Source organism: uncultured Sphingomonas sp. (assembly GCF_964244235.1).
Lineage (GTDB): Bacteria > Pseudomonadota > Alphaproteobacteria > Sphingomonadales > Sphingomonadaceae > Sphingomonas.
In genome coordinates this window covers 1-23,568 of the sequence record NZ_CAXTII010000041.1, presented here as the reverse complement: position 1 = coordinate 23,568, position 23,568 = coordinate 1, and the positions used below count along the sequence as shown (strand labels likewise).

The 23,568-nt window shown below is 66.5% G+C and carries 19 protein-coding genes, 1 tRNA gene and 4 pseudogenes; 5 read left to right on the top strand and 19 right to left on the bottom strand.

What is annotated here, in order from left to right; genetic code table 11:
* Positions 1-76: 76 nt before the first annotated feature.
* Positions 77-556 carry a hypothetical protein gene (locus tag ACFE7D_RS08605; protein ID WP_375395011.1) on the top strand — a complete coding sequence of 160 codons (480 nt, stop codon included), beginning with the start codon at positions 77-79 and terminating at the stop codon, positions 554-556.
* Positions 557-562: 6 nt separating this feature from the next.
* On the opposite strand, the gene ACFE7D_RS08600 is transcribed toward ACFE7D_RS08605, so the two are convergent.
* From ACFE7D_RS08600 to ACFE7D_RS08565, 8 genes are all read right to left on the bottom strand, one after another.
* Positions 563-2,857 carry a TonB-dependent receptor gene (locus tag ACFE7D_RS08600; protein ID WP_375395010.1) on the bottom strand — a complete coding sequence of 765 codons (2,295 nt, stop codon included), beginning with the start codon at positions 2,855-2,857 and terminating at the stop codon, positions 563-565.
* A gap of 114 nt (positions 2,858-2,971) precedes the next feature.
* Positions 2,972-3,343, bottom strand: a complete 372-nt coding sequence (locus ACFE7D_RS08595) for a hypothetical protein (protein ID WP_375395009.1) — start codon at positions 3,341-3,343, stop codon at positions 2,972-2,974.
* Positions 3,344-3,445: 102 nt separating this feature from the next.
* Positions 3,446-5,506, bottom strand: coding sequence for a sulfate adenylyltransferase subunit CysN (gene cysN / locus ACFE7D_RS08590; protein WP_375395008.1), 2,061 nt, complete (start codon positions 5,504-5,506; stop codon positions 3,446-3,448).
* Entirely contained in the window at positions 5,506-6,429 is a 924-nt protein-coding gene (gene cysD, locus ACFE7D_RS08585; RefSeq protein ID WP_375395012.1) for a sulfate adenylyltransferase subunit CysD, read from the bottom strand. The genes cysN and cysD overlap by 1 nt, the downstream gene beginning before the upstream one ends.
* Positions 6,430-6,626: 197 nt before the next feature.
* Positions 6,627-7,925 carry an amidohydrolase family protein gene (locus ACFE7D_RS08580; protein WP_375395007.1) on the bottom strand — a complete coding sequence of 433 codons (1,299 nt, stop codon included), beginning with the start codon at positions 7,923-7,925 and terminating at the stop codon, positions 6,627-6,629.
* Positions 7,922-9,370 carry an amidohydrolase gene (locus ACFE7D_RS08575; RefSeq protein WP_375395006.1) on the bottom strand — a complete coding sequence of 483 codons (1,449 nt, stop codon included), beginning with the start codon at positions 9,368-9,370 and terminating at the stop codon, positions 7,922-7,924. Before ACFE7D_RS08575 ends, ACFE7D_RS08580 begins: the two co-directional genes overlap by 4 nt.
* Positions 9,371-9,463: 93 nt before the next feature.
* A complete protein-coding gene (locus tag ACFE7D_RS08570; protein WP_375395005.1) occupies positions 9,464-10,465 on the bottom strand; it encodes a cell wall hydrolase in 1,002 nt (333 codons plus the stop codon).
* Positions 10,466-10,537: 72 nt separating this feature from the next.
* The gene (locus tag ACFE7D_RS08565) at positions 10,538-10,915 is read right to left on the bottom strand and encodes a JAB domain-containing protein (RefSeq protein WP_375395004.1); all 378 of its coding nucleotides are present in this window, start codon (positions 10,913-10,915) and stop codon (positions 10,538-10,540) included.
* A 108-nt stretch (positions 10,916-11,023) separates the two neighbouring features.
* On the opposite strand from ACFE7D_RS08565, the gene thyA reads away from it, so the two are divergent.
* Entirely contained in the window at positions 11,024-11,953 is a 930-nt protein-coding gene (gene thyA / locus ACFE7D_RS08560; RefSeq protein ID WP_375395003.1) for a thymidylate synthase, read from the top strand.
* Here thyA and ACFE7D_RS08555 read toward each other — a convergent pair.
* A tRNA-Arg gene (locus tag ACFE7D_RS08555) sits at positions 11,954-12,030 on the bottom strand.
* A gap of 59 nt (positions 12,031-12,089) precedes the next feature.
* Between ACFE7D_RS08555 and ACFE7D_RS08550 the strand changes: the two genes are divergently transcribed.
* The gene (locus ACFE7D_RS08550) at positions 12,090-12,830 is read left to right on the top strand and encodes a queuosine precursor transporter (protein WP_375395002.1); all 741 of its coding nucleotides are present in this window, start codon (positions 12,090-12,092) and stop codon (positions 12,828-12,830) included.
* 93 nt (positions 12,831-12,923) lie between these two features.
* On the opposite strand, the gene purQ is transcribed toward ACFE7D_RS08550, so the two are convergent.
* The 6 genes and pseudogenes from purQ to ACFE7D_RS08520 all read right to left on the bottom strand — a co-directional run.
* Positions 12,924-13,592 carry a phosphoribosylformylglycinamidine synthase subunit PurQ gene (purQ, locus tag ACFE7D_RS08545; protein ID WP_375395001.1) on the bottom strand — a complete coding sequence of 223 codons (669 nt, stop codon included), beginning with the start codon at positions 13,590-13,592 and terminating at the stop codon, positions 12,924-12,926.
* 62 nt (positions 13,593-13,654) lie between these two features.
* Positions 13,655-13,882 (bottom strand): annotated as a pseudogene (gene purS / locus ACFE7D_RS08540) (phosphoribosylformylglycinamidine synthase subunit PurS); the annotation flags it as partial.
* Position 13,883: 1 nt separating this feature from the next.
* Positions 13,884-14,663 carry a phosphoribosylaminoimidazolesuccinocarboxamide synthase gene (gene purC / locus ACFE7D_RS08535; protein WP_375395000.1) on the bottom strand — a complete coding sequence of 260 codons (780 nt, stop codon included), beginning with the start codon at positions 14,661-14,663 and terminating at the stop codon, positions 13,884-13,886.
* Positions 14,664-14,973: 310 nt separating this feature from the next.
* Entirely contained in the window at positions 14,974-15,297 is a 324-nt protein-coding gene (locus tag ACFE7D_RS08530) for a type II toxin-antitoxin system PemK/MazF family toxin (protein WP_375394999.1), read from the bottom strand.
* Positions 15,294-15,518 (bottom strand): antitoxin MazE family protein, encoded by a 225-nt coding sequence (locus tag ACFE7D_RS08525; protein ID WP_375394998.1) that lies wholly within the window; start codon positions 15,516-15,518, stop codon positions 15,294-15,296. The genes ACFE7D_RS08530 and ACFE7D_RS08525 overlap by 4 nt, the downstream gene beginning before the upstream one ends.
* Before the next feature lie 341 nt (positions 15,519-15,859).
* Positions 15,860-16,246 (bottom strand): annotated as a pseudogene (locus ACFE7D_RS08520) (alpha/beta fold hydrolase); the annotation flags it as partial.
* Between the two features lie 275 nt (positions 16,247-16,521).
* Between ACFE7D_RS08520 and parC the strand changes: the two are divergent.
* Positions 16,522-18,786 (top strand): annotated as a pseudogene (gene parC / locus ACFE7D_RS08515) (DNA topoisomerase IV subunit A).
* 101 nt (positions 18,787-18,887) lie between these two features.
* Complete coding sequence (locus tag ACFE7D_RS08510; RefSeq protein ID WP_375394997.1) at positions 18,888-20,579, top strand: putative bifunctional diguanylate cyclase/phosphodiesterase; 1,692 nt, start codon at positions 18,888-18,890, stop codon at positions 20,577-20,579.
* Here ACFE7D_RS08510 and ACFE7D_RS08505 read toward each other — a convergent pair.
* From ACFE7D_RS08505 to ACFE7D_RS08490, 4 genes and pseudogenes are all read right to left on the bottom strand, one after another.
* Positions 20,528-21,718 carry a CCA tRNA nucleotidyltransferase gene (locus tag ACFE7D_RS08505; RefSeq protein ID WP_375394996.1) on the bottom strand — a complete coding sequence of 397 codons (1,191 nt, stop codon included), beginning with the start codon at positions 21,716-21,718 and terminating at the stop codon, positions 20,528-20,530. The two genes, ACFE7D_RS08510 and ACFE7D_RS08505, sit on opposite strands and share 52 nt — an antisense overlap.
* The gene (locus ACFE7D_RS08500; RefSeq protein ID WP_375394995.1) at positions 21,709-22,317 is read right to left on the bottom strand and encodes a CoA pyrophosphatase; all 609 of its coding nucleotides are present in this window, start codon (positions 22,315-22,317) and stop codon (positions 21,709-21,711) included. The genes ACFE7D_RS08505 and ACFE7D_RS08500 overlap by 10 nt, the downstream gene beginning before the upstream one ends.
* Positions 22,314-22,880 carry a DUF1285 domain-containing protein gene (locus ACFE7D_RS08495; RefSeq protein ID WP_375394994.1) on the bottom strand — a complete coding sequence of 189 codons (567 nt, stop codon included), beginning with the start codon at positions 22,878-22,880 and terminating at the stop codon, positions 22,314-22,316. The genes ACFE7D_RS08500 and ACFE7D_RS08495 overlap by 4 nt, the downstream gene beginning before the upstream one ends.
* A 197-nt stretch (positions 22,881-23,077) precedes the next feature.
* Positions 23,078-23,437, bottom strand: a pseudogene (locus ACFE7D_RS08490) (GNAT family N-acetyltransferase); the annotation flags it as partial.
* Between the last annotated feature and the right edge of the window lie 131 nt (positions 23,438-23,568).

The window sequence follows — 23,568 nt, the reverse complement described above, 5'->3', positions numbered from 1 at the left end:
ACTCGCCAGCATCATGCTATGGCTCAAATAATTAAATCGTCACCACAGCCTAGATGCTGGTAGCAAGACGGCGACCATGTCGTTTACGCTGGCCGTGCCGCCGCAGCAGACGACGATGCTCGTCGCGACCACCACCACATGGGACGCAATATCGGGCACCACCGATCCCCAAGGCGATCCCCGGCAGCCGCCGCCGTGCCTCGATCACGATCGGAACCCCGATACCGTCGCGCTCGATCTGGGCACGCTGGCGGTCGTCCTGCCAGTCGCGAACCGCACGATCGTCGCGCCGGACGGCGACGGTACCGGGTCGGGCACCGTCGTGCAGACGACCGACGGCAGCCCGGCATCGGGACTGACCGTCTCCAATGTCTCCTCTTCCAGCACCACGGACAATGTCGATTTCTCGTCCGACGGGGGTGCTACCTGGACCTATATCCCGACCGCCGACGATACCGCGTCCGAATCCGCCGTCACGCATATCCGTATCCGCCCGCAGGGCAGCATGGCGGCTGGATCGTCGTTCAAGATATCGATCCCCTTCCTGGTGAAGTGATCGCGCTTACAGCTTCAATGTCAGGTCCGCCTGGAAACTGCGCTGAGGGAAGGGGTGGAACAGGAAATACCGGTCGTCGCCAACATTATCGATACCGAGGCCTAGAACGTAATGCTGGTTGATCCGGAATTGGGCGCGCAGATCGACGACCATGTATTGGTAGAATCCCTGATAGGTGTTGCCGATGACGTCGCTATTATCGAGCGAGGCATAGTTACGGCTGGAATAGCGGCCCGCGGCGGTCAGCGCGATCTGATCGGTCGGACGCCAGGTCCCCAGCAGCGTCGCCTTCCATTTCGGCACCGACGGTAGCTGACGGCCGATCGCCGCGGGGAAGGCGGCGTCTGCGCGCGTCTCGGCATCGGCATAGGTAATGCTGCCCGACAGATCGATTTGCGGCAGGACATCGGTGTGCTGTGCCGCGAGTTCGACGCCGCGCGCCAGCGTGCGGTCGACATTCTGCACGAACGTGCCGACCTGCACCGGTACCAAGGGCAGGATGCCGGTCTGCGAAATCAGCGCATCGCGGACCTGCTCGTTGAATAGCGATAGCCGTGCGGTGCCATGATCGTCATGCCGCTCGAGCGCCAGTTCCTCCGACATCGCGCGTTCGGGGCGGAGGTTGGGGTTGGGCACCGCGGCTCCGACCTGTGTCGTCACGACCTGATAAAGTTCGCTGACCGTCGGGAAGCGGTACGCCTCGCCGAACGATCCCCGCAACGTCCATCGCTGGCCGATATCCCATGCGAGCGACGCCTTTGGGGAGAAGTTGTTCGCGTCGCGAGCCGGCTGCACGACTGAGATCGCGGGGGTCAGCGAGACATTGATGCCGTCATGAGCTCGCCACCATTCGTAGCGACCGCCTAGTGTCAGCGTCACGGCGGGCAGCAATTCCCATGCGTCCTGCGCCCACACCGCCGCGGTCTGCGTCTTGCCTTGCGATTGCAAATTCAGTGCGCCTTCGCCGCCGTGCAGCCAGTCGGCCGTCGCATAGCGATTGCTGTTGAGCGTGAACTGGTCGTAATGCGCGCCGAAGCTGAGCGTATTGGTCGCCGCGTCGTCCGACCGCCACGCGCCCTTCGCATCCAGCGTCTTCCAGCCAGTGCCGTCCAATCGCGTGATCGTCCCCGAGCCGCCGGTCTGCGCGGTCGGCAGGGCCGTGGCCGGGATACGCTGCACGTCGTGCGCGAAATCGTAGAGTATGCCGATCACCTGCCAGTCGAACCGCGCGCCGCTACCGGTAGCGGACAGCGCATGGCTCCAGTGACGTTCCTGATAATCGTAGACCCCGCCCGAAAAGGCGCTGGCCGCGACGGTGTAGGCGCGGCCGTCGATGCTGAAGGTACCGGCATAAGCGGGCAGCCCCGTCGCGGCGGTGGTCAGATAGCTGTCGGCATGCGCCTGCGTGTCGTTCAGGAAGAGGCCGCCGACATAGGTCAGTCGGATCGACCGAGTAAGGTCGAGCGCGGCCTTCAGCTTCAAATGGTTCTGCACCTGATGTTCGAACCCGCTCGCGCCGAGCACGCGGATCGGCGCACCCGTTCGATTAAGGTCGTCGAACCCGCCGGTCGTCGGCGCGCCAATGATGCTGGGCGCGGGCCGGGGCGCGGTGACGTAGAGCAGGGGCTGGCTGTTGCTCACGACATGATCGACGCTGGCGAACAGCGCCAGCGGACCGAACCGGTCGCCGATCGTGGCGCCCAACTGATAGGCGGGCAGCGTCTCGTGCGTGGCGTATTGATCGAATTGCTGGACGTTGGTGCCCGCGGTGATCGTCCCCTCCAGCCGATCCGGCAGGCGCGTCGTAATGTTAACGACTGCGCCGATCGAATTGCCCGGATACGCTGCCGAAAAGGGACCATAGAGCACGTCGATCCGCGCGATTTCCTGCGGGCTGACCAGGCTCCAGCGCGGACTCGCGATCGTGTTGTTGTTGCCGATCAGCGCGGACAGCAGCGCGCCGTCGGCATAGATCAGGCCGCGCGCACTCGATCCCAAACCCGATGTACGAGTCGCGAGTGGCGCTTGCGTGTCGCCGATGTGCCGCTGTCGGATGACGAGCGACGGCAGATATCTCAGCGCCTGCTCGACGTTCAGCGCGTTGACCGTCGTCGCGATCGTATCGCCGGTGACGGCGGCGCTGCTGTTCGGCGCGTTGTCGATGCCCTTCGTCTGCCGCTCCGCGACGACGAGGATATCCGCTTGCGACCCGGTGGGGGCGGTCTGCGCGGCCGCGGACGATGCGAGCGCAATGATGGGGAGGCCGGACGCCGCGGCGGCCAGTCGGAACAATGGGATCATGGGTACACCTGGACCTGGCGCGAACAGGGTCGCGCGTATCGGGAACACCGGCCATGGGCCGGGCGGGATAGAGCAAGCACGATAGATCGACGGGCGATCGTCGTCGCCGGCTGGTCAACCCAGGATGGGTGGGCCCCGGAGCGGCGGCCGCAAATGGCCAGCGGTCTGCAACCGTGCGCTGGTGGCGGCGAACAGGCCGGCGATCAGGATCGCGGCCAGCGCCACCGCAAGCTGGACCGGGTCGGTACCGCCCAGCACAGGTGCACTCAGGCCGGCGAAGGGGCAGGGGGCGTCGGGCTTCGTCGGACCGTCGTGCCCGTGATGATGGTCGTGCACGTCGTGCATCGCCACGTGTTCCATCGCGGGCACCATGCCGTCGCAGATCGTCAGTTCGACGCGATCGTTCGACAGCAGCGGCATGAAGCCGATCGGGATCACCAGTTTCATGCACAAGGTCAGCGTCAGCAGCAGACATGCAGCTGGCATATGACCCTTGATCATGCTCCGCAGTGTTTCCACACCCGCAGGCATAGGCGCGGCGGCTCCGCCTGTCATCGGCAATCGCGGCGATCTACGCCCGGTGGCGCATCACGGTATGATGTGATCGACGATCAGGTCGGCGGCTTCCTCCGGGGTGATCGCGGCGGTGTCGATCCGGATATCGGGTGCGTCTGGGGCTTCATAGGGGCTGTCGATCCCCGTGAAGTTTTTCAGCTGTCCTGCCCGCGCCTTCGCATACAACCCCTTCACGTCGCGCCGCTCCGCCTCGTCCAGCGCGGTATCGATATGGATTTCGACGAACTCGCCGGGCGGCAGCATCGCGCGGACCATATCGCGTTCCGCGCGGAACGGCGAGATGAACGCGGTGATGACGATCAGCCCGGCATCGGCCATCAGCTTCGCCACTTCGCCGACGCGGCGGATATTCTCGATCCGGTCGGCTTCCGTGAAGCCCAGATCCTTGTTCAGCCCGTGGCGGACATTGTCGCCGTCCAGCAGGAAGGCGTGCCGGTTCATCCGGTGCAGCTTCTTGGCAACGAGATTGGCGATCGTCGACTTGCCCGCGCCCGACAGACCGGTGAACCACAGCACCCGTGGCGATTGGTTCTTGATCCGGGCCAGATCCTCGCGACCGACGTCGAGCGCCTGCCAGTGGACGTTCTGCGCCCGCCTAAGGCCAAACCGGATCATCCCGGCCGCGATGGTGGCCTTGGTCGCCTTGTCGATCAGGATGAACCCGCCCAGCGTCCGGCTGTCGGCATAGGGCGCGAATACGATCGGCCGATCGGTCGCGATCTCCGCGACGCCGATCGCGTTCAGATCCAGCGTCTTCGCCGCCAATTGCTCCAGCGTGTTGACGTTCATCTGATATTTGGGCGGGTGCACGGTCGCGGAGACGGTCTGCGTCGCCGATTTGAACGCGTAGGCGCGCCCCGGGATCAACGGCTCGTCCGCCATCCAGACGATCGTCGCCTCGAACCGGTCGGCAACCTGCGGGGGATCGCCCGCGGCCGCGATGATGTCGCCGCGCGAGCAATCGACCTCGTCCGCCAGCGTCAGCGTCACCGATTGCCCGGCGACCGCGCTGGCCAAATCTCCGTCCGCGGTGACGATCCGCGCTATGCAGCTCGTCCTGCCCGACGGCAATATCCGAACCGCGTCGCCCGGGGCGACGGCACCGCCTGCGATCGTCCCCGCGAACCCGCGGAAATCCAGATCTGGGCGGTTGACCCATTGCACCGGCATCGCGAACGGCTTTGCCCGGTCCGCGTCCGCATACACCGGTACAGTCTCCAGATGCGCGATCAGCGTCGGGCTGTCATACCAGGGCATCGCGTCGGAGGCGTTGGCGATATTGTCTCCGCGAAAGCCCGAGATCGGGATCGGGGTAAAGTGTCCTATCCCGATACCATCGGCGAACGTCCGGTAATCCGCGACGATCGCGTCGTATGTGGCTTGGTCGTAATCAACCAGGTCCATCTTGTTGACCGCCAGCACGACCTGCCGGATGCCGATCAGATGCGCGAGATAGCTATGCCGCCGCGTCTGGGTCAGCACGCCCTTGCGCGCATCGATCAGGATCACCGCCAAGTCTGCGGTAGACGCGCCGGTTATCATGTTGCGGGTATATTGTTCGTGGCCCGGCGTGTCGGCGACGATGAACTTGCGTCGATCGGTCGCGAAGAAGCGGTAGGCAACGTCGATCGTGATGCCTTGCTCCCGCTCCGCCGCCAATCCGTCGACCAGCAGTGCGAAATCGATCGCTTCGCCTTGCGTTCCCATCTGCTTGCTGTCCGCTTCCAGGGCGGCCAGCTGGTCGGCGAAGATCGCCCGCGTGTCGTGAAGCAGGCGACCGATCAGCGTCGACTTCCCGTCGTCGACCGAACCGCAGGTAATGAACCGCAGCAGCGACTTGTTGCGGTGCTGACGAAGATAGGCGTCGATGTCGGCAGCGATGAGGGGGTCGGGGGTGTACGTCCCTTCTTCCTCCCCTCGCGCGAGCGGGTGGGGATCGAGGGGTGGGCGCTCGCTATCGGCGGGCGGCCCGTTTGCGGTAACCGCGTCCTTTTGGGCTAGTTTGGTATCGGACGTGAGCGAGCGCCCACCCCCGGCCCCTCCTGCTTGCGGGAGGGGGGAAGAAGATACCATCAGAAATACCCCTCCCGCTTCTTCTTCTCCATCGAAGCCGCCTGATCGTGGTCGATCGCACGACCCTGGCGTTCGGAGGTCGTAGTCAGCAGCATCTCCTGGATGACCTCCGGCAATGTCGTCGCCCGGCTCTCGAACGCGCCGGTCAGCGGATAGCAGCCGAGCGTTCGGAAGCGGATCGATCGTTCGAACGGCACCTCGCCGGGCAAAAGGCGGAAACGGTCGTCGTCCACCATTAGCAGCATGCCGTCGCGCTCCACGGTCGGGCGCGGCGCGGCAAAATAAAGTGGTACGATCTCGATCCCCTCCGCCTGGATATATTGCCAGACGTCCAGTTCGGTCCAGTTCGACAGCGGGAAGACGCGAACGCTCTCGCCCTTGTTCTTGCGCGCGTTGTAGAGCGACCAGAGTTCGGGCCGCTGTTGCTTGGGGTCCCAGCGGTGGGTAGCGGAGCGGAAGCTGAAGACGCGTTCCTTCGCGCGGGATTTTTCCTCGTCGCGCCGCGCGCCGCCGAACGCTGCGTCGAAGCCATGCTGGTCGAGCGCCTGTTTCAGTCCTTCCGTCTTCCACAGATCGGTATGGCGCGCGCCGTGATCGAACGGGTTGATCCCTTGCGCGATCGCGTCGGGATTACGGTGTACGATCAGCACCATCCCCGCATCCGCCGCCGCCCGCTCGCGCAATTCGTACATCGCGCGGAATTTCCACGTCGTATCGACATGCAGCAACGGGAAGGGCGGGGGGGCGGGGAAGAACGCCTTCTTCGCCAGATGCAGCATGACCGCCGAATCCTTGCCGACCGAATACAGCATCACCGGCCGCTCTGCCTCGGCGACGACTTCGCGCAGGATATGGATACTCTCCGCCTCGAGGCGGTCGAGATGGGTCAGGGTCGTCATCGCCGATGCCAATGCTACATCGATCACCCGCGTTCGAACGAGTTTTTATATCGACGCCGCTCGCCCGGCTTCGTCGGTGCCGTCGGGCCGACCGCCTCCCTCATGCCCGGCTCGTCCCGCATTCATCATGCAGCGCATCCTGACGCGCATGAATTCGGGGCACGATACACCTCGGCGCAAGGCCGGGGCGGCGGATTATCGATCGGCGTGCGTACACGAACTCAATGCTCATACGCCTTGGGCAATGCGCCCTCGCCCGGCACGCGGTACCGGTCGCGCAACTGGGTCTGGCGCGACGTCATCGGCTGAGCGCGGCCATCGATCCAGATCGCGACGGTGTTCGACGACAATTCCAGCGGATCGCCGTCCCACAACACTACGTCCGCACGGCGGCCGGGACGGAGCGAGCCGATCTCGCCGTCCATCCCCATCGCCTGGGCAGGCTTCGAGGTGATCGTCGCGAACGCCTGACCCCAATCGAGCCCGGTCGCGCCCGGCAGCTTCGCGAAGCCCACGAGATTGCCGGCCAGCTGCGTCAATATGTGCTCGCCCGGTGCCGTGTTCGCGCCGACGGTAGAGATCGCGACCGGGATACCCGCACGCGTCATTCGTCCGACGTTCGATTCGGTTGCGGCGACCTTTTCGAACGCCGCGGGCAGATCGGCGATCGCCGCGGCGATCACGGGGACATGCGCGGCCTCGATCTGGGGCGCCACCGTCCATCCCTCGGTCGCGCCGAGCAGGATAAGCCGCAGTTTGGGATAGGTCGCAGGGAGAGCCAGCACCGCGAGAATATCGCTGGCCCGCTCGACATGGACCAGCAACGGCGTACGGCCGTCGATCACCGCCAGCAATGCCTCCGCATCGCCGCGCTTCAGCAGCGAATCCTTTTCGCGACCCCCGAAGCTTGCCGGCGAACGGCGATAATCCGCCGCCTGCGCCAGCGCATCGCGGAACATCGCGAAGGCGGCAGGGCGGCTGCCACCTGCCTGACGTCCACCATCCTCGCCCAGTTCGACATACTGGAATGCACGCGCCTTGGTCACCGGCGCTGCGCCCGAGCCGAGATCGATGACCGCGCCCTGACCAGCGAAGATCGACCCTGCGCTGCCCGGCGCGACGACCGCACGCGTAACGCCGCCCAGGCGCTCGTTACCGATCACGTCCGCCGAAGGGTTGATCCACGGTGCGATGTCGATCGCGGCGTTGAACGGCGATTTGCCGGCGCGTTCGTCGTTGCTTTCCTCGACGCCGTCCGCATCGACCAGCCCCAGATTGGTGAAGCCCGCGACGATCCCGGCGGCGATCCATTTGCCATGTGCATCGACGACGGTCGCGCCCGCCGGTATCGCGACGCTTGCGCCGGCGGCGACGATTCGACCGTCGCGGAAGACGACCGTGCCGTTCGCGACAGGCTGGCTACCATCGCCGATCGCAAGCGTCCCGCCGACGACGGCGACCGTCTGCGCGGATACGGGTGCGGAGATCATCGCGGCGGCTGCGAGCACGAGCGCCTTCACTTCACGTCTCCCATGCCCGGCTGGCCAAGCTCGAAATCGGATACCGGCCGTCGTGCCGGGTCGCTGGCGTCGTAGAGCAGCGCGCCGTCGATCCAGACCTTTTCGGGCCGGGTATAGACGCTGAACGGATTGCCGTTCCACAGCACCACGTCCGCCATCTTGCCCGGCTTCAGGCTGCCGGTGCGCTGTTCGATGCCGAGCGCCTTTGCCGGGTTGTACGACAGCCACTGCCACGCCACCGCATCCGGGATATCGATCCCCGCACGCCGTCCCGCGGCGAGCGCCTTGGCGACTTCCTGGTTGAGCCGCTGGATGCCGTTCTCGTCATCCGAATGGATCATCGCACAGGTGCCGGCCTTTTGCAGCAGCGCCAGATTCTCCCGGATGCCATCGAAGCTCTCCATCTTGAACCCGTACCAGTCGGACCAGACCGCGGCGCAGATGTCGTTCGCCTTCAGCAGGTCGGCGATCTTGTACGCCTCGACCGCGTGGTGAAATGCCGCGACGTGATAGCCGAATTCCTTCGACATATCGATGACGTTGGCCATCTCGTCGGAACGGTAGCAGTGGTTCTGCACCCGGATTTCACCGTCCAGCACGCCGCGCAACGTATCCATCTGGATGTCACGTGAAGGCGGTTCGCCGCCGTCCCGCTCGTACTTGTCCCATTTGCGTTTATATTCGACCGCCTTCGCCCAGGTCATGCGGTCGACCGCGATGTTGCCCATGCGGGTCGAGGGTTCGCGGCCCTTGCTGCCATAGACGCGCTTCGGATTTTCGCCGCATGCCATCTTCAGGCCGTAGGGCGCGCCGGGAAACTTCATGCCCTGCGTGGTACGGGCATAGACGTTCTTCAGCACGACCGACCGGCCGCCGAACAGGTTTGCCGAGCCGGGCAGGATCTCCAGCGTCGTCACCCCGCCATTGGTCAGCGCGCGGCTGAAGCCGGGGTCCTGCGGCCAGATGCTGTGTTCGGCCCAGACTTCTGCGGTAACGGGGGCCGTCGCCTCGTTGCCGTCGCTGTTCGCGCGGACGGCGGGGCTCGGATAGTCGCCCAGATGGCTGTGGATATCGATGACGCCGGGGGTCACCCATTTGCCCGCGCCATCGATGACGGCGGCACCGGCGGGCACAGGTACGGTCTGGCCCAGCGCGACGATCTTGCCTTCGGCGAACAACACCGATCCGCCGTCGATCCGGCCACCCTCGCCGTCGAAGATGGTGACGTTCCTGACCAATGTCGGCACGCCCGGATAGGCTTTGTAGGTCGAGGGGTATGGATCATGGGCATAGCCCTTGCCGATACCAGGCCCCGGTGCCTTTGCTGGCGCGGCACCGGCGGCCGACTTCGGATGATCGTCGCTCCCGGTACATGCGGCCAGCGCGATGGCGCTCGCCAGACCCAGCGCGGTGCGGATCACCTGCCCGCGGATCGTTCCTGCCATGATGCCCCCTTGTTCGACGAGGCGTTGGTAGAACGAGGAACCATGAAGACACAAGCCGCATCGATCGATGCCGACACAACGCGGGAACGACGATCAGGTGGTGCTGTCGCCCGCCGCCGAACCGGATGCCGTGGTGCCGTCGCCGGCTTCGGACGACGGGGCATGGTCTGGGGTGCCCATATGGACGTGAACGCCCGCCGCCGCGGTCATTCGCCGCGGCGCAGCCGTCGCGGTCGCCGGGCCGCGGTGGATCATCACGCTTCCCTCGGTGGCCAGCGCGGCGAGTGGGGTCGCCGCCGCGCCGCCGCTCGGCCCGCCGCCGGTGCTGCCGCTCGCATAATGAACCAGCACGCCGGAGGTCCTCGCGTTCGAGGCGACGACGGCGGTAGCGGCCGCCACCCCGGGTTCGCTGCCGCCATAGTCCTGCCGGAACGCCAGCGCCCGCTCCAGCGCGTCGCGCCAGCGGTAGAAGATGTGCGATCCCACCGTACCGATCCGCATCAGGCTGGGGGCCCACCAGGGCGAGACATAATTGGCATGGTAGTGCGTCGCCGAGCCCACCGGGGCATAGACGCTGCCCCCCAGCGCCGCCTGCGCGACGATGCGCGCGCGGTCCCATGCTGCGGGCTGGAGGGGGCGGTTCATCGATCCGTCGCAGGTGAACGAGAATTGACAGCCGGTACGGCGTTCCGATCCCTGGAACACCACGCCGCAGACGCTGTGCGGAAAGGCGCGGTCGCGCACGCGGTTCAGCACGACCTGCGCTACCGCGCGCTGGCCATCGACGGGTTCGGAACGCGCTTCGTAATAAACCGCCCGGGTCAGGCAATCGGTCGCGCGACGGGCATCCTCGTCGCTCCGCATCGCCGCCAGGAACGGCGGAGCACCATCGAAATCACTGCGTGCGAACGCCAGCGCGGCGGTGGTCGACGGGGCGGTATCGTCGGGGGAAACCGTCAGATCGAGCTTGCGGAGCAGGGGCTGCGCGTCCGCAATCGGCTGGCTGGTCCGGGATGCGGTCAGGTTCACAGGCTGCGGCACGCACGACGTGCTGAACACCAGCCCGAACACGACCAGCATTGACTGTCTCTGCATCGCGCCGCGCCCGTGACCCCCTGGTCAGGGTACGTTGGATAACGGCGAGCCCTTATGGACCGGTTAACTCCCTCACAGCAGCCCGAGCGCGCGCAGCCCGGTCGTGCCGTCGGGCGTGACGATCAGATGATCCGCGAGTCGCATTTCGATCGCCGCCAGCGTCCGCGCGAGCAGCCGGGTATAGGCGATGTCCGCCATGCTCGGCGCCGGATCGCCGCTCGGATGGCCATGCGCGATGACTACGTCTCGTGCGCCGAACGCCAGCGCGTCGGCGACGATGGTCCGGATCGGCAACGCGATATGCGTCGCGGTGCCCACGACGCGCCGCCGGCCGAGAAGCCGCCATTCCGGATCGAAATATCCGATCGCCGCGATCTCGCGGTGCGGGTCGACGATCCCGACCAGCAGCGCCGCACAGGCGCGCGCAAACGGATCGGCGTCGGGCGACATGGCCGAGCGTGTCGGCGGGAGGCGACCGATGCACGGCCAACCGCGGCCGTTTCGGCGGAAACGGCGCGGCGGCTAGCCGACTCATCAACGCCGTTCTACCGAAGGCCGATGACCGAGCCGGCGCATTTCGAGCATCAATATCTGTCGCTGTTGCGCCACGTATGGACGCATGGCGACGAACGCCGCGACCGCACCGGCGTCGGCACCCGGTCGCTGTTCGGACCGACCATGCGCTTCGATCTGTCCGAGGACCGCGTGCCGCTGCTGACAACCAAGCGGGTGGCGTGGAAGACCGCGGCACGGGAGATGCTGTGGTTTCTGACCGGCGACACCAACATCCGCGAACTGGTCCGGCAGAAGGTGCACATCTGGACCGACTGGCCGCTCGATCGCTATCGGCGTGAAACGGGGGAGGTGATCGACCGCGACGCGTTCGAGGCGCGCATCCTGGCGGACGAGGTCTTCGCCGCCCAATGGGGCGATCTCGGGCCGGTCTATGGCAAGCAATGGGTCGATTGGGACACGTACGAACCGGCGGGCAACGGCCTGTTCCGCCGTGGTTCCGGCATCAACCAGATCGCCGCGCTGGTCGAAGGCATCCGTCACAACCCGACCTCGCGGCGGCTGTTGTTCACAGGCTGGAACGTAGCGGAACTGGATGCGATGGCACTGCCACCCTGCCATATGACATATCAGTTCCATGTCGCGGGCGGCCGCCTGTCGGGGATGCTGTGGCAGCGCTCGTGCGACCTCGGGCTCGGCTTCGCGTTCAATGCGTTCTCCGCCGCCTTGCTGATCCGGATGCTGGCGCAGCAATGCCACCTGCTGCCCGGCGAACTGGTGTGGAGCGCGGGCGATGCGCATGTGTATCTGAACCACGAACATCTCGTCGCCGAACAACTCGCCCGCACCCCGCGCGGTGAACCCCGGCTGCGGATCGGGCGACGGCCGGAGGGCATGTTCGATTACCGCATCGAGGATTTCGCGATCGAGGACTACGATCCGCACCCGGCCATTTCCGCGCCCGTCGCGGTGTGATGGCGCGCCCGGCTGGCCTCGAACCAGCGACCTCAAGCTTAGAAGGCTCGTGCTCTATCCATCTGAGCTACGGGCGCGCGCCGGGGCCGATTAGCGCGGATTGCGCGGGGACGGAACCGCGATCATAGTCGGACGCATGGAACAAGAGGCAGAGCGGCGGATCGTCGCGGGGGACATTCCGGGCGGGCAGTTCCGCTATTACGACTTCGTCATGGCGGCGTTCGTCGCTATCCTGCTGCTGTCGAACGTCATCGGCGCGGGCAAGGTCGCGGTGGTGACGCTGCCGGGGATCAGGCCATGGCCGTTCGGCGCGGGCATCCTGTTCTTCCCCGTCAGCTACGTCATCGGCGACATCCTGACCGAGGTCTATGGCTATGCCCGGGCACGGCGGGTGATCTGGGCGGGGTTCGGCGCGACCGTCTTCATGGCGTTCATGGCCTGGGTCGTCGTCGCGCTGCCGCCCGCGCCGTCATGGACCAACCAGGCGGCGTACGAGACGGTGTTCGGCCAGGTGCCGCGGATCGTCTTCGCCAGCGTCTGTGCGTTCTGGGCGGGCGAATTCGTCAATTCCTACGTCCTGGCGCGGATGAAGATCTGGACCGGGGGCCGGCATCTGTGGACGCGCACCATCGGATCAACGGTATTCGGCCAGGCGGTGGACAGCGCGATCTTCTACCCGCTTGCCTTTCTGGGGGCGGTGGGGTGGACGACGCACCTCGTGGTCATCGTCCTCTTCACGCAATGGGCGCTGAAAGTCGGGTGGGAGATTTTGCTGACACCGGTGACCTATGCGGTCGTGGGCTGGCTCAAGCGGGTCGAGGGGGTGGACGTCTTCGACCGCGGCACGGACTTCTCGCCGTTCCGGACGCGCGTCTGATCGGGCGCGCCCGCCGGGGCGCGGTCGAATGTAGGATCGACGCTATCAAAGAGCCGGGCGGACATGGCATACCGCCGCGTTGTAGGACAGCGCTCAGGCGCCGACGGTCTCCAGCAGCCCCTCGAACAGCCGTCGCCCGTCCGTCCCGCCATGCGCGGCCTCGATCATGCGTTCGGGATGGGGCATCATGCCCAGCACGTTGCCGGCATCGTTGAGCAGCCCGGCGATCGAGCGGGCCGATCCGTTGACCTGCTCGCCGTAGCGGAACGCAACGCGCCCTTCGCCTTCGATACGGTCGAGCGTGTCGGCGTCGGCGAAGTAATTGCCGTCGTGATGCGCGACGGGGATCCGGATCGTCTCGCCGGCGTCATATCGGCTGGTGAAGGCGGACTGCGCATTCTCCACCGTCAGCGCCACGTCGCGGCAGACGAAGTTCAGCCCCTCGTTGCGCATCAGCGCGCCGGGCAGCAGCCCCGCCTCGGTCAGCACCTGGAAGCCATTGCACACACCCAGTACTGGCAAGCCCTTCCCCGCCGCCTCGACCACCGCGCGCATGATCGGCGACCGTGCCGCGATCGCGCCGGAGCGCAGATAGTCGCCGTATGAGAACCCACCCGGCACCGCGACCAGGCCGATGCCGTCCGGCAATTCGCTGTCGCCGTGCCACACCATCACCGGTGCCACGCCCGTCACCGCGCGCAACGCCACCGCCAGGTCGCGGTCGCAGTTCGATCCCGGAAAGACGACGACCGCGGTCTTCATCAGAAAGATTCTTTCGTTGTCGCGTCGCCGGACCGAAAACCGGTTCCCACTTTTCCTGGCGACGCTCGTTCCACCCGGTAATTCTCGATCACCGTGTTCGCCAGCAGCTTGCGGCACATGCCGTCGATCGCGGCGTCGTCGGTATCGTCCGCGACGTCCAGCTCGATCAGCTTGCCCTGCCGCACGTCGTTGACGCCCGCAAAGCCCAGCCCACCCAGCGCATGATGGATCGCCTTGCCCTGCGGGTCGAGCACGCCCGGTTTCAGCGTCACGAAGACCTTGAGCTTCATCCTACTTGCCCCGGCTCTTGCGGTGCTTTTCCAGGTCGAGCACCGCATTGTCCTCGCCCTCCGGCATCAGGCCCAGCCGCCGCGCGACCTCCTGATACGCCTCGGCCTCGCCGCCCAGATCCTGGCGGAAGCGGTCCTTGTCCATCTTCTCGTTCGATTCCATGTCCCACAGGCGGCACCCGTCGGGGCTGATCTCGTCGGCCAGGATGATCCGGCCATAGTCGTTGTCCCAGATGCGCCCGAATTCCAGCTTGAAATCGACCAGCCGGATGCCGACCCCGGCGAACAGCCCGCACAGGAAATCGTTCACCCGGATCGCCAGGTCGGCGATGTCGTGCATCTCCTCCTGGCTGGCCCAGCCGAACGCCGCGATATGTTCGTCGGAGATCATCGGATCGCCGAGCGCATCGTCCTTGTAATAATATTCGATGATCGTGCGCGGCAGCTTGGTGCCTTCCTCGATCCCCAGCCGCTTCGACAGCGATCCCGCGGCGACGTTCCTCACCACGACCTCGATCGGCACGATCTCGACCTGGCGGATCAGCTGTTCGCGCATGTTCAGCCGGCGGATGAAGTGCGTCGGCACGCCGATCATGTCGAGCAGCGTGAAGATATGCTCGCTGATCCGGTTGTTCAGCACGCCCTTGCCGTTGATCGTGCCCTTCTTCTGCGCGTTGAAGGCGGTGGCGTCGTCCTTGAAATACTGGATCAGCGTGCCGGGTTCGGGCCCCTCGTAGAGGATCTTGGCCTTGCCCTCGTAGATCTGGCGGCGACGAGCCATCGGCGGTTCCCCTGGAAACGAGCAGCCCCGGCGGCGCTGGCAAGCGCGCCGGGGCGAAGGATGCGGCGCTATATCGCCGGAGGGGGCGGGGTGCAATCGCGGCGGGACGACCGCGGAAGTGGAGGAAGTGGAGGCGTGCCATGCGTGCCTCCACTTCCCCGAGTCGAAGCCGCGGAAGTGGACGAACCACACGGCATGTCGGCGCCGGAATTGCCTTTCCGCATGGCGGCGGCGGGGTTCCGAGCGAGGGTGGGGACGGATAGCGGCCATGGTCGTGAGCAGAGCATGATATGACGCTGTAGGACAGCGGTCAGGCGATCGCGAAAAACAATGCGAGTGCCCGTGTCACCGCTAACATCTGGTCGGCATTCAGCCGCCCGATCGTGGATCCGATCTTGTCGCGCCTGACCGACATGGCTTTGTCGATCATGATCTCAGAACCGATCTTCAACCCGTTGTCGGGGTTCGGCTCGACCGATATGCGGATCAGCGGGGCATCGACCAGCGTTCCCGATAGCAGGAGAACGGTGATCGTCCCGGTCTCGTCGAATTGGTCGGACTGGATGACGACCGCGGGGCGCGGTTTGCCGAAATCGCCGGACAGCGCGATCGTGACGAGATCGCCGCGCGTCAAGTGAGGTCCTCTGACCCCAGATCGAGAAGAGCGGCGTCGAGAAAGCCCTGAAGATCGGAATCGTCGGCATCATCCAGCGCGACGAGACGCGACTGGCGGCGGCATTCCTCCGCGAAGCCGGGACGGCGCGTATCGGGCACCCATATCTGGATCGGCCGCAGACCGGCGGCACGAAGCGCCTCGCGGCGCTTTCCGACACGCTGGGTAACGGGGGTTGGCATAGTACAGCCTCTCGATTTTCGTTACATGTAACGTAGTGGAAACGATGGCCCGCGGCAAGAGACACCGGGACGCCCCTCTTTGATCCTTCTCCTTCCTCGTCACCCCGGCCTTGAGCCGGGGCGACGGGAGGTGCAGTGCCACCCGCACCAACCGCTTCGTCCGCGCCCAGGCCGCCGTCTCCGGTGCGACCAGTTCGACATGGCCGGTGTTGGGCACGCTGTGCAGCACGACATGGTCGCCCGCCTTCGTCGCCTGAGCGACATAGCCAGTAGCCAGTAGCCATCCGGTAGGGGATGATCTTATCCTCGCGGCCGTTGACAAGGGCCTGGGGGAAGTGGAGCGGCAACAGGCGGGGGACCGAGGTGTCGGCATAGACGTCGCGGCGGGTGCGGGTGGGCTTGCCGACCAGCTTCGCGACGACGTCGGTGCCGCAGCCATTGTCGGGACTGCGCGCGGTCGCTTCCAGATCGGGCAGGCCGCCGAGGCTGATGACATGGTCGATGCGGATCGGGTGCACGGTGTGAAGGACGCTGGTCCCGGGAAGCTTTGGGCGGGCTGCCAGCCACAAGGCGAGATGCCCGCCTGCCGAATGCCCGACCGCGACGATCCTTCGCGTGTCGAGATGGTATTGCGCTGCGTCCTTAGCCAGCAGGTCCGCCGCAGCGGCGGTATCCTGAAAGGTGCCGGGATAGCCGCCGCTCGCGCGGTCGACGCCGCGATAGTCGATGTTCCAGACCGCTATGCCGTCGTGGCGTCTGGCCAGGTCAGGGGGTGGAACGAGGCGGCGGCCATCGCAGGGAGGCTTAGCGCGAACGCGGCGAGGAGGGCGAGGGGGGCGGCGTATACTACGTGCTTAACCGCGATTGCCCTTTCCGTCATGCCGGGCTCGTCCCGGTATTCATCGTGCCGCGCGTTCGTCGGCTGCTGGGCTTGGGGCACGATGGACCCCGGGACAAGCCCGGGGTGACGGAACGTGTGGCGCTTGCTATCGCATTCCAACCAATGCCCACCGACTTCAAAGACCCCTTCGACGCGATCGTGGATGCGCCGTTCGACAGTGCGCTGTCGGAGCGGTATCTCGTCTATGCGCTGTCGACGATCACCGCGCGGTCGCTGCCCGATGTGCGCGACGGGCTGAAGCCGGTTCACCGGCGGTTGCTGTGGGCGATGCGGCTGCTGCGGCTCGATCCGGCGCAGGGGTACAAGAAATGCGCGCGCGTCGTCGGCGACGTCATCGGCAAATACCACCCGCATGGCGACCAGTCGGTCTACGACGCGATGGTGCGCTTGGCGCAAGGCTTCGCGATGCGGTATCCGCTCGTCGATGGGCAGGGCAATTTCGGCAATATCGACGGCGATAACGCGGCGGCGTATCGCTATACCGAGGCCCGGCTGACGCAGGTCGCGATCGACCTGATGGACGGGCTCGACGAGGATGCGGTCGATTACCGCGCTACGTATAATGGCGAGGAGCAGGAGCCCGAACTGTTCCCCGGGCTGTTCCCCAACCTGCTCGCGAACGGCGCGGCGGGGATCGCGGTCGGGATGGCGACGAGCATCCCGCCGCATAACGCCGCCGAGCTGATGGATGCGGCGATGCTGCTGGTCGATGATCGCGACGCCGCCGACGACGCGATCCTGGCATTCGTGAAAGGCCCGGATTTCCCGACCGGCGGGCTGGTGGTCGATGCCCCGGCGGTGATCCGCGAAAGCTATGTCACCGGGCGCGGCGGCTTCCGGGTGCGCGCGCGCTGGTCGATCGAGCGCGAGAAGGGCGGCGGCTGGACCGCGGTCGTCACCGAAATCCCCTACGGGGTGTAGAAGGGCAAGCTGATCGAGCAGATCGCGAACCTGATCAACGACAGGAAGCTGCCGATTTTGGCCGATGTCCGCGACGAGTCGGACGAACTGATCCGGCTCGTGCTGGAACCGCGCAGCCGCACGGTTGATGCGGAGATCATGATGGACGGGCTGTTCCGCCTGACCGATCTCGAAGTGCGCGTGCCCTTGAACCTCAACGTGCTGGACAAGGACCGCACGCCACGCGTCATGAGCCTTGCCCAGGCGCTGGGGGCGTGGGTCGATCACCAGTTCGTGGTGCTGACCCGGCGGACCGAACACCGGCTGGCCAAGATCGCGGACCGGATCGAGCTGCTCGACGGGTATCTGATCGCGTATCTCAACCTCGACCGGATCATCGAGATCATCCGGACCGGGGACGAGCCGAAGCAGGTCATGATGGCCGAGTTCAGCCTGACCGACCGGCAGGCGGAGGCGATCCTGAACATGCGGCTGAGAAGTCTGCGCCGGCTCGAAGAGTTCGAAATCAAGACCGAGCGGGACAAGCTGGACAAGGAGCAGGCGGGCCTGACCGCTTTGCTGGCGGACCCGAAGAAGCAGCGCACGCGAATGAAGCGCGACATGACGAAGCTGCGTGACCGCTACGGGCCGGAGACGGTGCTCGGCAAGCGGCGCACGACGATTGCGGAAGCTGCCCCTGCGCGCGAAATCCCGATGGAGGCGATGATCGAGCGTGAACCGGTCACCGTGATCCTGTCGCAGCGCGGCTGGATCCGGGCGATGCGGGGTCATGTCGATCTCGCCGCAGCCAAGAACGGGGGGGGCGAGACGCTGAAGTTCAAGGAGGGCGACGGCCCCGCCTTCGCCTTCCATGCGCAGACCACCGACAAGCTGCTGCTCGCGGCAGGGAACGGGCGCTTCTACACGCTTGGCGCGGACAGGTTGCCGGGCGGGCGCGGGTTCGGCGAGCCGGTGCGGGCGATGGTCGATCTCGACGGCGGCACCGGGATCGTCGCGCTGCTGCCCGCACGCAAGCTGACGAAGCTGCTGGTGGTGGCGTCGGACGGACGCGGATTCCTGGTGCCGGCGGCGGATGTCGTTGCGGAGACGCGCAAGGGGAAGACGGTGATGACCCCGCGGGCGGACGCGCACCTTGTCGTCGTCCGGCCCATCCCGGGGGGCCACGACTATGTCGCGGTGATCGGCGACAACCGCAAGATGCTGGTCTTCCCGCTCGCCGAGCTGCCCGAATTGTCGCGCGGGCAGGGCGCGCAGCTGCAACGCTACCGTGACGGCGGGCTGGCGGACGCGGTGACGTTCGTGTTCGCGGACGGGCTCAGCTGGCCGATGGGCGGCGGCAGCGGGCGGGTGCGGAGCGAACCCGATCTCGGCCTGTGGCGCGCGGCGCGCGGCGCGGCGGGCCGGATGCCGCCGACCGGCTTCCCGCGGGACAATCGGTTCGGCTGATTGCTCCCTCCCGTAACGGGAGGGAGCATGAACGGCCCCTGACAACGCTATCCATCCCGGTTTCAGACGGATTTAACCAACGGGCTGCTAACGCTGCCCCAATGGTCTTCGCTCGCACCATCAAGGCTTTACCGCCCTTGCCGGTCACCGATCCGATGGAGCGAATGCTCGATCTGATGCCGGTACCGGCCGTCGTCGTCGCGCGGCATGGCGGGCGGCTGGTGCTGGAGCAACCCAATGCCGCCTTTCGCGGTGCCGGGCTCGGGGCGGTCGAGGGTCGTTCGGATGCGATGGAGACGTTGCGCCAGAAATTGGGTGAATTCCTCGATTCGGATGTGATGCACACCGATTTTCCGTGGAGCGTCGGCGAACTGATCGATTTGCGGCATTATGGCGTCAACCTGGTCCGGCCGGAACTGCCGCCATGCGATCGCTGCGTGATGACCTTGATCGACCAGACGTCGCAGCGCCATACCGAACGCAGCCTGCGGCGCGAGATGACGACCGACAGCCTGACCGGCCTGCCAAACCGCGAGGGGTTCGGCACCGTGATCGAGGAAGTGCATGGCGACCGCGCGCGGCACGCGCTGCTGGTCGTCGACCTCGCGCGGTTCGGGCGACTGAACGCGTGTCTTGGCTCGCTCGTCGGGGATGAATTGCTGATCACCGTCGCGCGCCGGATCAAGGGGGCACTTCGATCGTGCGACCTGTTGGCGCGGATCGGCGGGGACGAATTCGGCATCCTGATGACGATCGACGAAGAACGGGTGGAGGCGCATCATCTCGCCGGTCGTATCCAGCGCGCGCTGTCGTCGCCGTTCCGCCTGACCGATTACGAGATCGGCGTCGAATGCTCGATCGGCATTGCGTACGGTGCGGACGAGGGCGACGATGCCGAGGAGATGATCCGCCACGCGCAATTCGCGGTGAAACGCGCGAAGGAAAGCGGGCAGAGCGAAAGCTACCAGCCCGATGCGTTCGTCATCGCGCGCAAGCAGTTCGGGATGGAGACATCGCTTCGCCGCGCGATCGAGAACCGCGCGCTTCGCCTGACCTATCAGCCGATCTGCAATCTCGCGACCGGGGCGATCGTGTCGTTCGAGGCGTTGGCGCGCTGGACCGACGATGACGGAATCGACCATGCGCCGTCGGACTTCATTCCGGTGGCGGAGGAATCGGGGCTGATCGTCCCGCTCGGCCGCTGGGCGATCGACGAGGCGGCGCGGACGCTGGCAGCGTGGGACATAATGGCCGGCGGGGATTGCGGGATGCGGCTGGCGGTCAATCTGTCCGCGATCCAGCTGCAGCGCGACGCGATCGCGCCGGTCGTCGAACGCGCGCTGACGGCGCATGGGCTGCACGGCGAACGTTTCACGCTGGAGCTGACCGAAAGCGCGATCGTCACCGATCCGGACCGGGTGACGCGCACGATGCAGGCGCTGAAGGCGCTGGGCGCGACGCTGGCGATGGACGATTTCGGGACCGGCTATTCGAACCTCGCCTATCTGCAGAAGCTGCCGATCGACATATTGAAGATCGACCGCAGTTTCGTGACCGGGATGCTGGCGGACCGCGACAAGATCGCGATCGTCCGCGCGGTGCTGTCGCTGTCGCGGGCGCTCGGGATGCAGACCACCGCGGAGGGGATCGAGACGGTCGAGCTGGGCCAGACGCTCGCCGCGCTCGGCTGCACCTATGGCCAGGGCTATATCTATGCGCGGCCCCTGGAAGCGGACGCGGCCTATGCCTTCGCGTGCGCCAGTTCCGCCGCGACGACCTCGTCCGCGATCTGACCCGCGCGCGCGGCGTCGGGAAAGCCTTCGCCGATCCACCGCGTTTCGATGACCTTCAACGCCGCCGCGACCTGCGGCCCTTTCGACAATCCGCGCGCGACCAACGCCCCGCCCGACAACGGCAACGACGGCGGCACCCGGCCGACGACGCTCGCGGTATCGGCCCCCGCCAGCAGCAACCGGTCGATCGCCGCCCTTTCGCCGAACCGGTAGGCAAGCGCCAGCGGTCCCTCGTCCCCCGCCCCCGATGTCGCCGCGATCAGCCTCTTGCGATCCGCGTTCGACAGTCGCAGCCGTGCGCCGACGCTTTCCGCATCCCCGGCGGGGATCAGCGCGGCGAGTCGGCGCAGCGCGTCGGGGGCGATACCGGCCGCCGCCTCGCGGTCCGCCAATGCGGCGAACCGGTCGACGCCGGCCGCGTCGATCTCCGGTAACGCCGCGCGCAGGATGCCACGCTCGATCATCATCCCGACCACCGCCACCGCATGGCGCGCGACCAGCAGCCGCAGCACCTCGCCGGCGATCCGTTCGCGCGACAGCGCCATCAGGTCGTTGGCGCGCGCGATGCATGCGGCAAGGCCCTCCGCATCGATCGAATCACCGAACCGCGCATGGAACCGGAAGAAGCGCAGGATCCGCAGATGATCTTCCGCGATCCGCTGCAAGGGATCGCCGATGAAGCGTACGCGGCCCGCTGCCAGATCGTCCAGACCGCCGAAATGATCGAAGACTTCGCCGCTCGCCGGATCGGCGTACAGCGCGTTCATCGTGAAATCGCGCCGCGCCGCATCCTCGCGCCAGTCGTCGCTGAACGCGACCACCGCGTGGCGGCCATCGGTCGCGACATCGCGGCGCAGCGTGGTGATCTCGACCGGACCGGATGGCAGCACCGCGGTGATCGTCCCGTGCGCGATCCCCGTCGGCACCGCGCGGATGTTCGCCGCGCGCAACCGGTCGAGTACGTCGTCGGGCAGCAGCCTGGTGGCGAGATCGATATCGGCGACGTCGATCCCGAGCAGCGTGTCGCGCACCGCACCGCCGACGATCCGCGTGTCGCCGTCCCCCGCGCCAAGCGCCGCCGCCAGCATCGCCAGTCCTTCGCGCGCCCGCCACGGGGCGTCTGGCAGGATCACGCCCATCGCAGCCGCCGCGCCAGGTTGACGATCATCGCCGCGGTCGCGCCCCAGATCCGGCGGTCGCCCCAGTTGATCTCGTAATAATGCCGGACATGCCCCTGCCATTCCGATGCGGCCTCCAGATGATTGGCGGTATCGAGCAGGAAGTTGAGCGGCACCTCAAATATCGCCGCCACCTCGATCGGGTTGGCGCGATAGGGCAGGTCGGGCGGAACGACGCAGACGACGGGGGTCACCTCGAACCCGGTGCCGGTGCGATAGACATCCGCGGTGCCGATGATCGTGGCGGCGGATCGGGGTAGTCCGATCTCCTCCTCAGCCTCGCGCAAGGCGGCGGCGACGGCGTTGGCGTCCTCCGGGTCGATCCGCCCGCCGGGAAAGGCGATCTGCCCGGCATGACTGCGCAGCGTGTCGGTGCGCTGCGTCAGGATGATGCCGGGCGATGCGCGGTCGGTGACGGGAACGAGGACGGCGGCGGGCAGCAGCGTCTCGCTGCCGCGCAGGTCGAGGTCGTGATGGTCGCTCGTCAGCAGCACGGGTCCGTCCTCCGCGCCGTGCGCCAATGCGGTCGCCAGGCGCTCGGCAAGCGTATGCGCCGTCACGCCCCGGGCGTCAGCGCGAAGAACAGGCCGCCGCTCCACACGCCCGCGGGCTCCGCGCCCTCGCCGATCGCCAGTGCCGCCAGCTCGTAATAGACCGGCCGCACGATCCGCGCCGACAGCCCGCCGCGGACGAGAATCGAGGGCAGGGGGCCGTCCGGACCCTCCTCGAAGGCGAGCGGGTGCGAATCGTCGGCGGCGACGAGTTCGCCGGTATTCAGCCGGAACGCCAGCGCGGTGTCGCGGCCCGACCCCTCCGCCTTCAGCTCGACCGCGAGAAAGGGCAGATCGTCGACGACGATGTCCAGCTTCTCGACCGGCGTGACCAGGACGTAGCCGCCGTCCGCCTCGCGCCGCAGGATCGTCGAGAACAGCCGCACCATGGCTGGCCGGCCGATCGGGCTGCCCTGGTGGAACCAGGTCCCGTCGCGCGCGATCCGCATCTCGCTGTCGCCGCAATGCGTCGGGTTCCAGCGCTCGACCGGAGGCAGACGCTGCTGTTCGACCAAAACGGCGATTTCCGGCAGCGACAGGGTCGCGAGATCGGGCAACTCGTCCATCGGCATATCCCGCAGGTAGGGACGACGTACGGGTGCGTAAAGCGGGCAGGTTGGGTGGCCTTGCCGGATATGAATCGGATTACCCTGCCAAGCTATACGCCGTTCCCCCGCGAACGCGGAGGCCCGGGGGCCAAAAGCGATGACCTGTGTAACCCTGGGCTTCCGCCTTCGCGGGAGAACAGGGGTAGATACTTTGCGCGATTTCAGGCGGAACGAACAGTCCTGACCACCGCCGGCCCCAGCGTCCCCGCACCCGCCGGCACCCCTTCACCCTTCGCCAGCAACCGGTGCCGCTCCACCGGCCCCGGCAACCGCCACCCCGCGGTCCGTTCCGCGGTAAAACCGAAGAAACGGCCATAATATTCCGGATCGCCGATCAGCATCATCGCCCCGTCAAGCCCGCCGACATGCGCGGCGCGCAGCGCGTGGGTCATCAGCATCCGGCCGACCCCGTCGCGCTGCCGCTCTGGGTCGACCGCCACCGGGCCGACCATCACGAGCGGATACGCGATGCCGTCGTCGCCCGTCAGCGTGACCGGCCAGCACTGGACGGTCCCGATCATAGAGTGTACATTGACTGGCTCGATCTAGAAGACGGCTGGGACAGCTACCAAGGTGACGGAGCTGTGGTGAGACGAGAAATGGTGGCAGTATGTGAAGCTACAGGAATGGCCGTCACCTACTTCACGCAGTC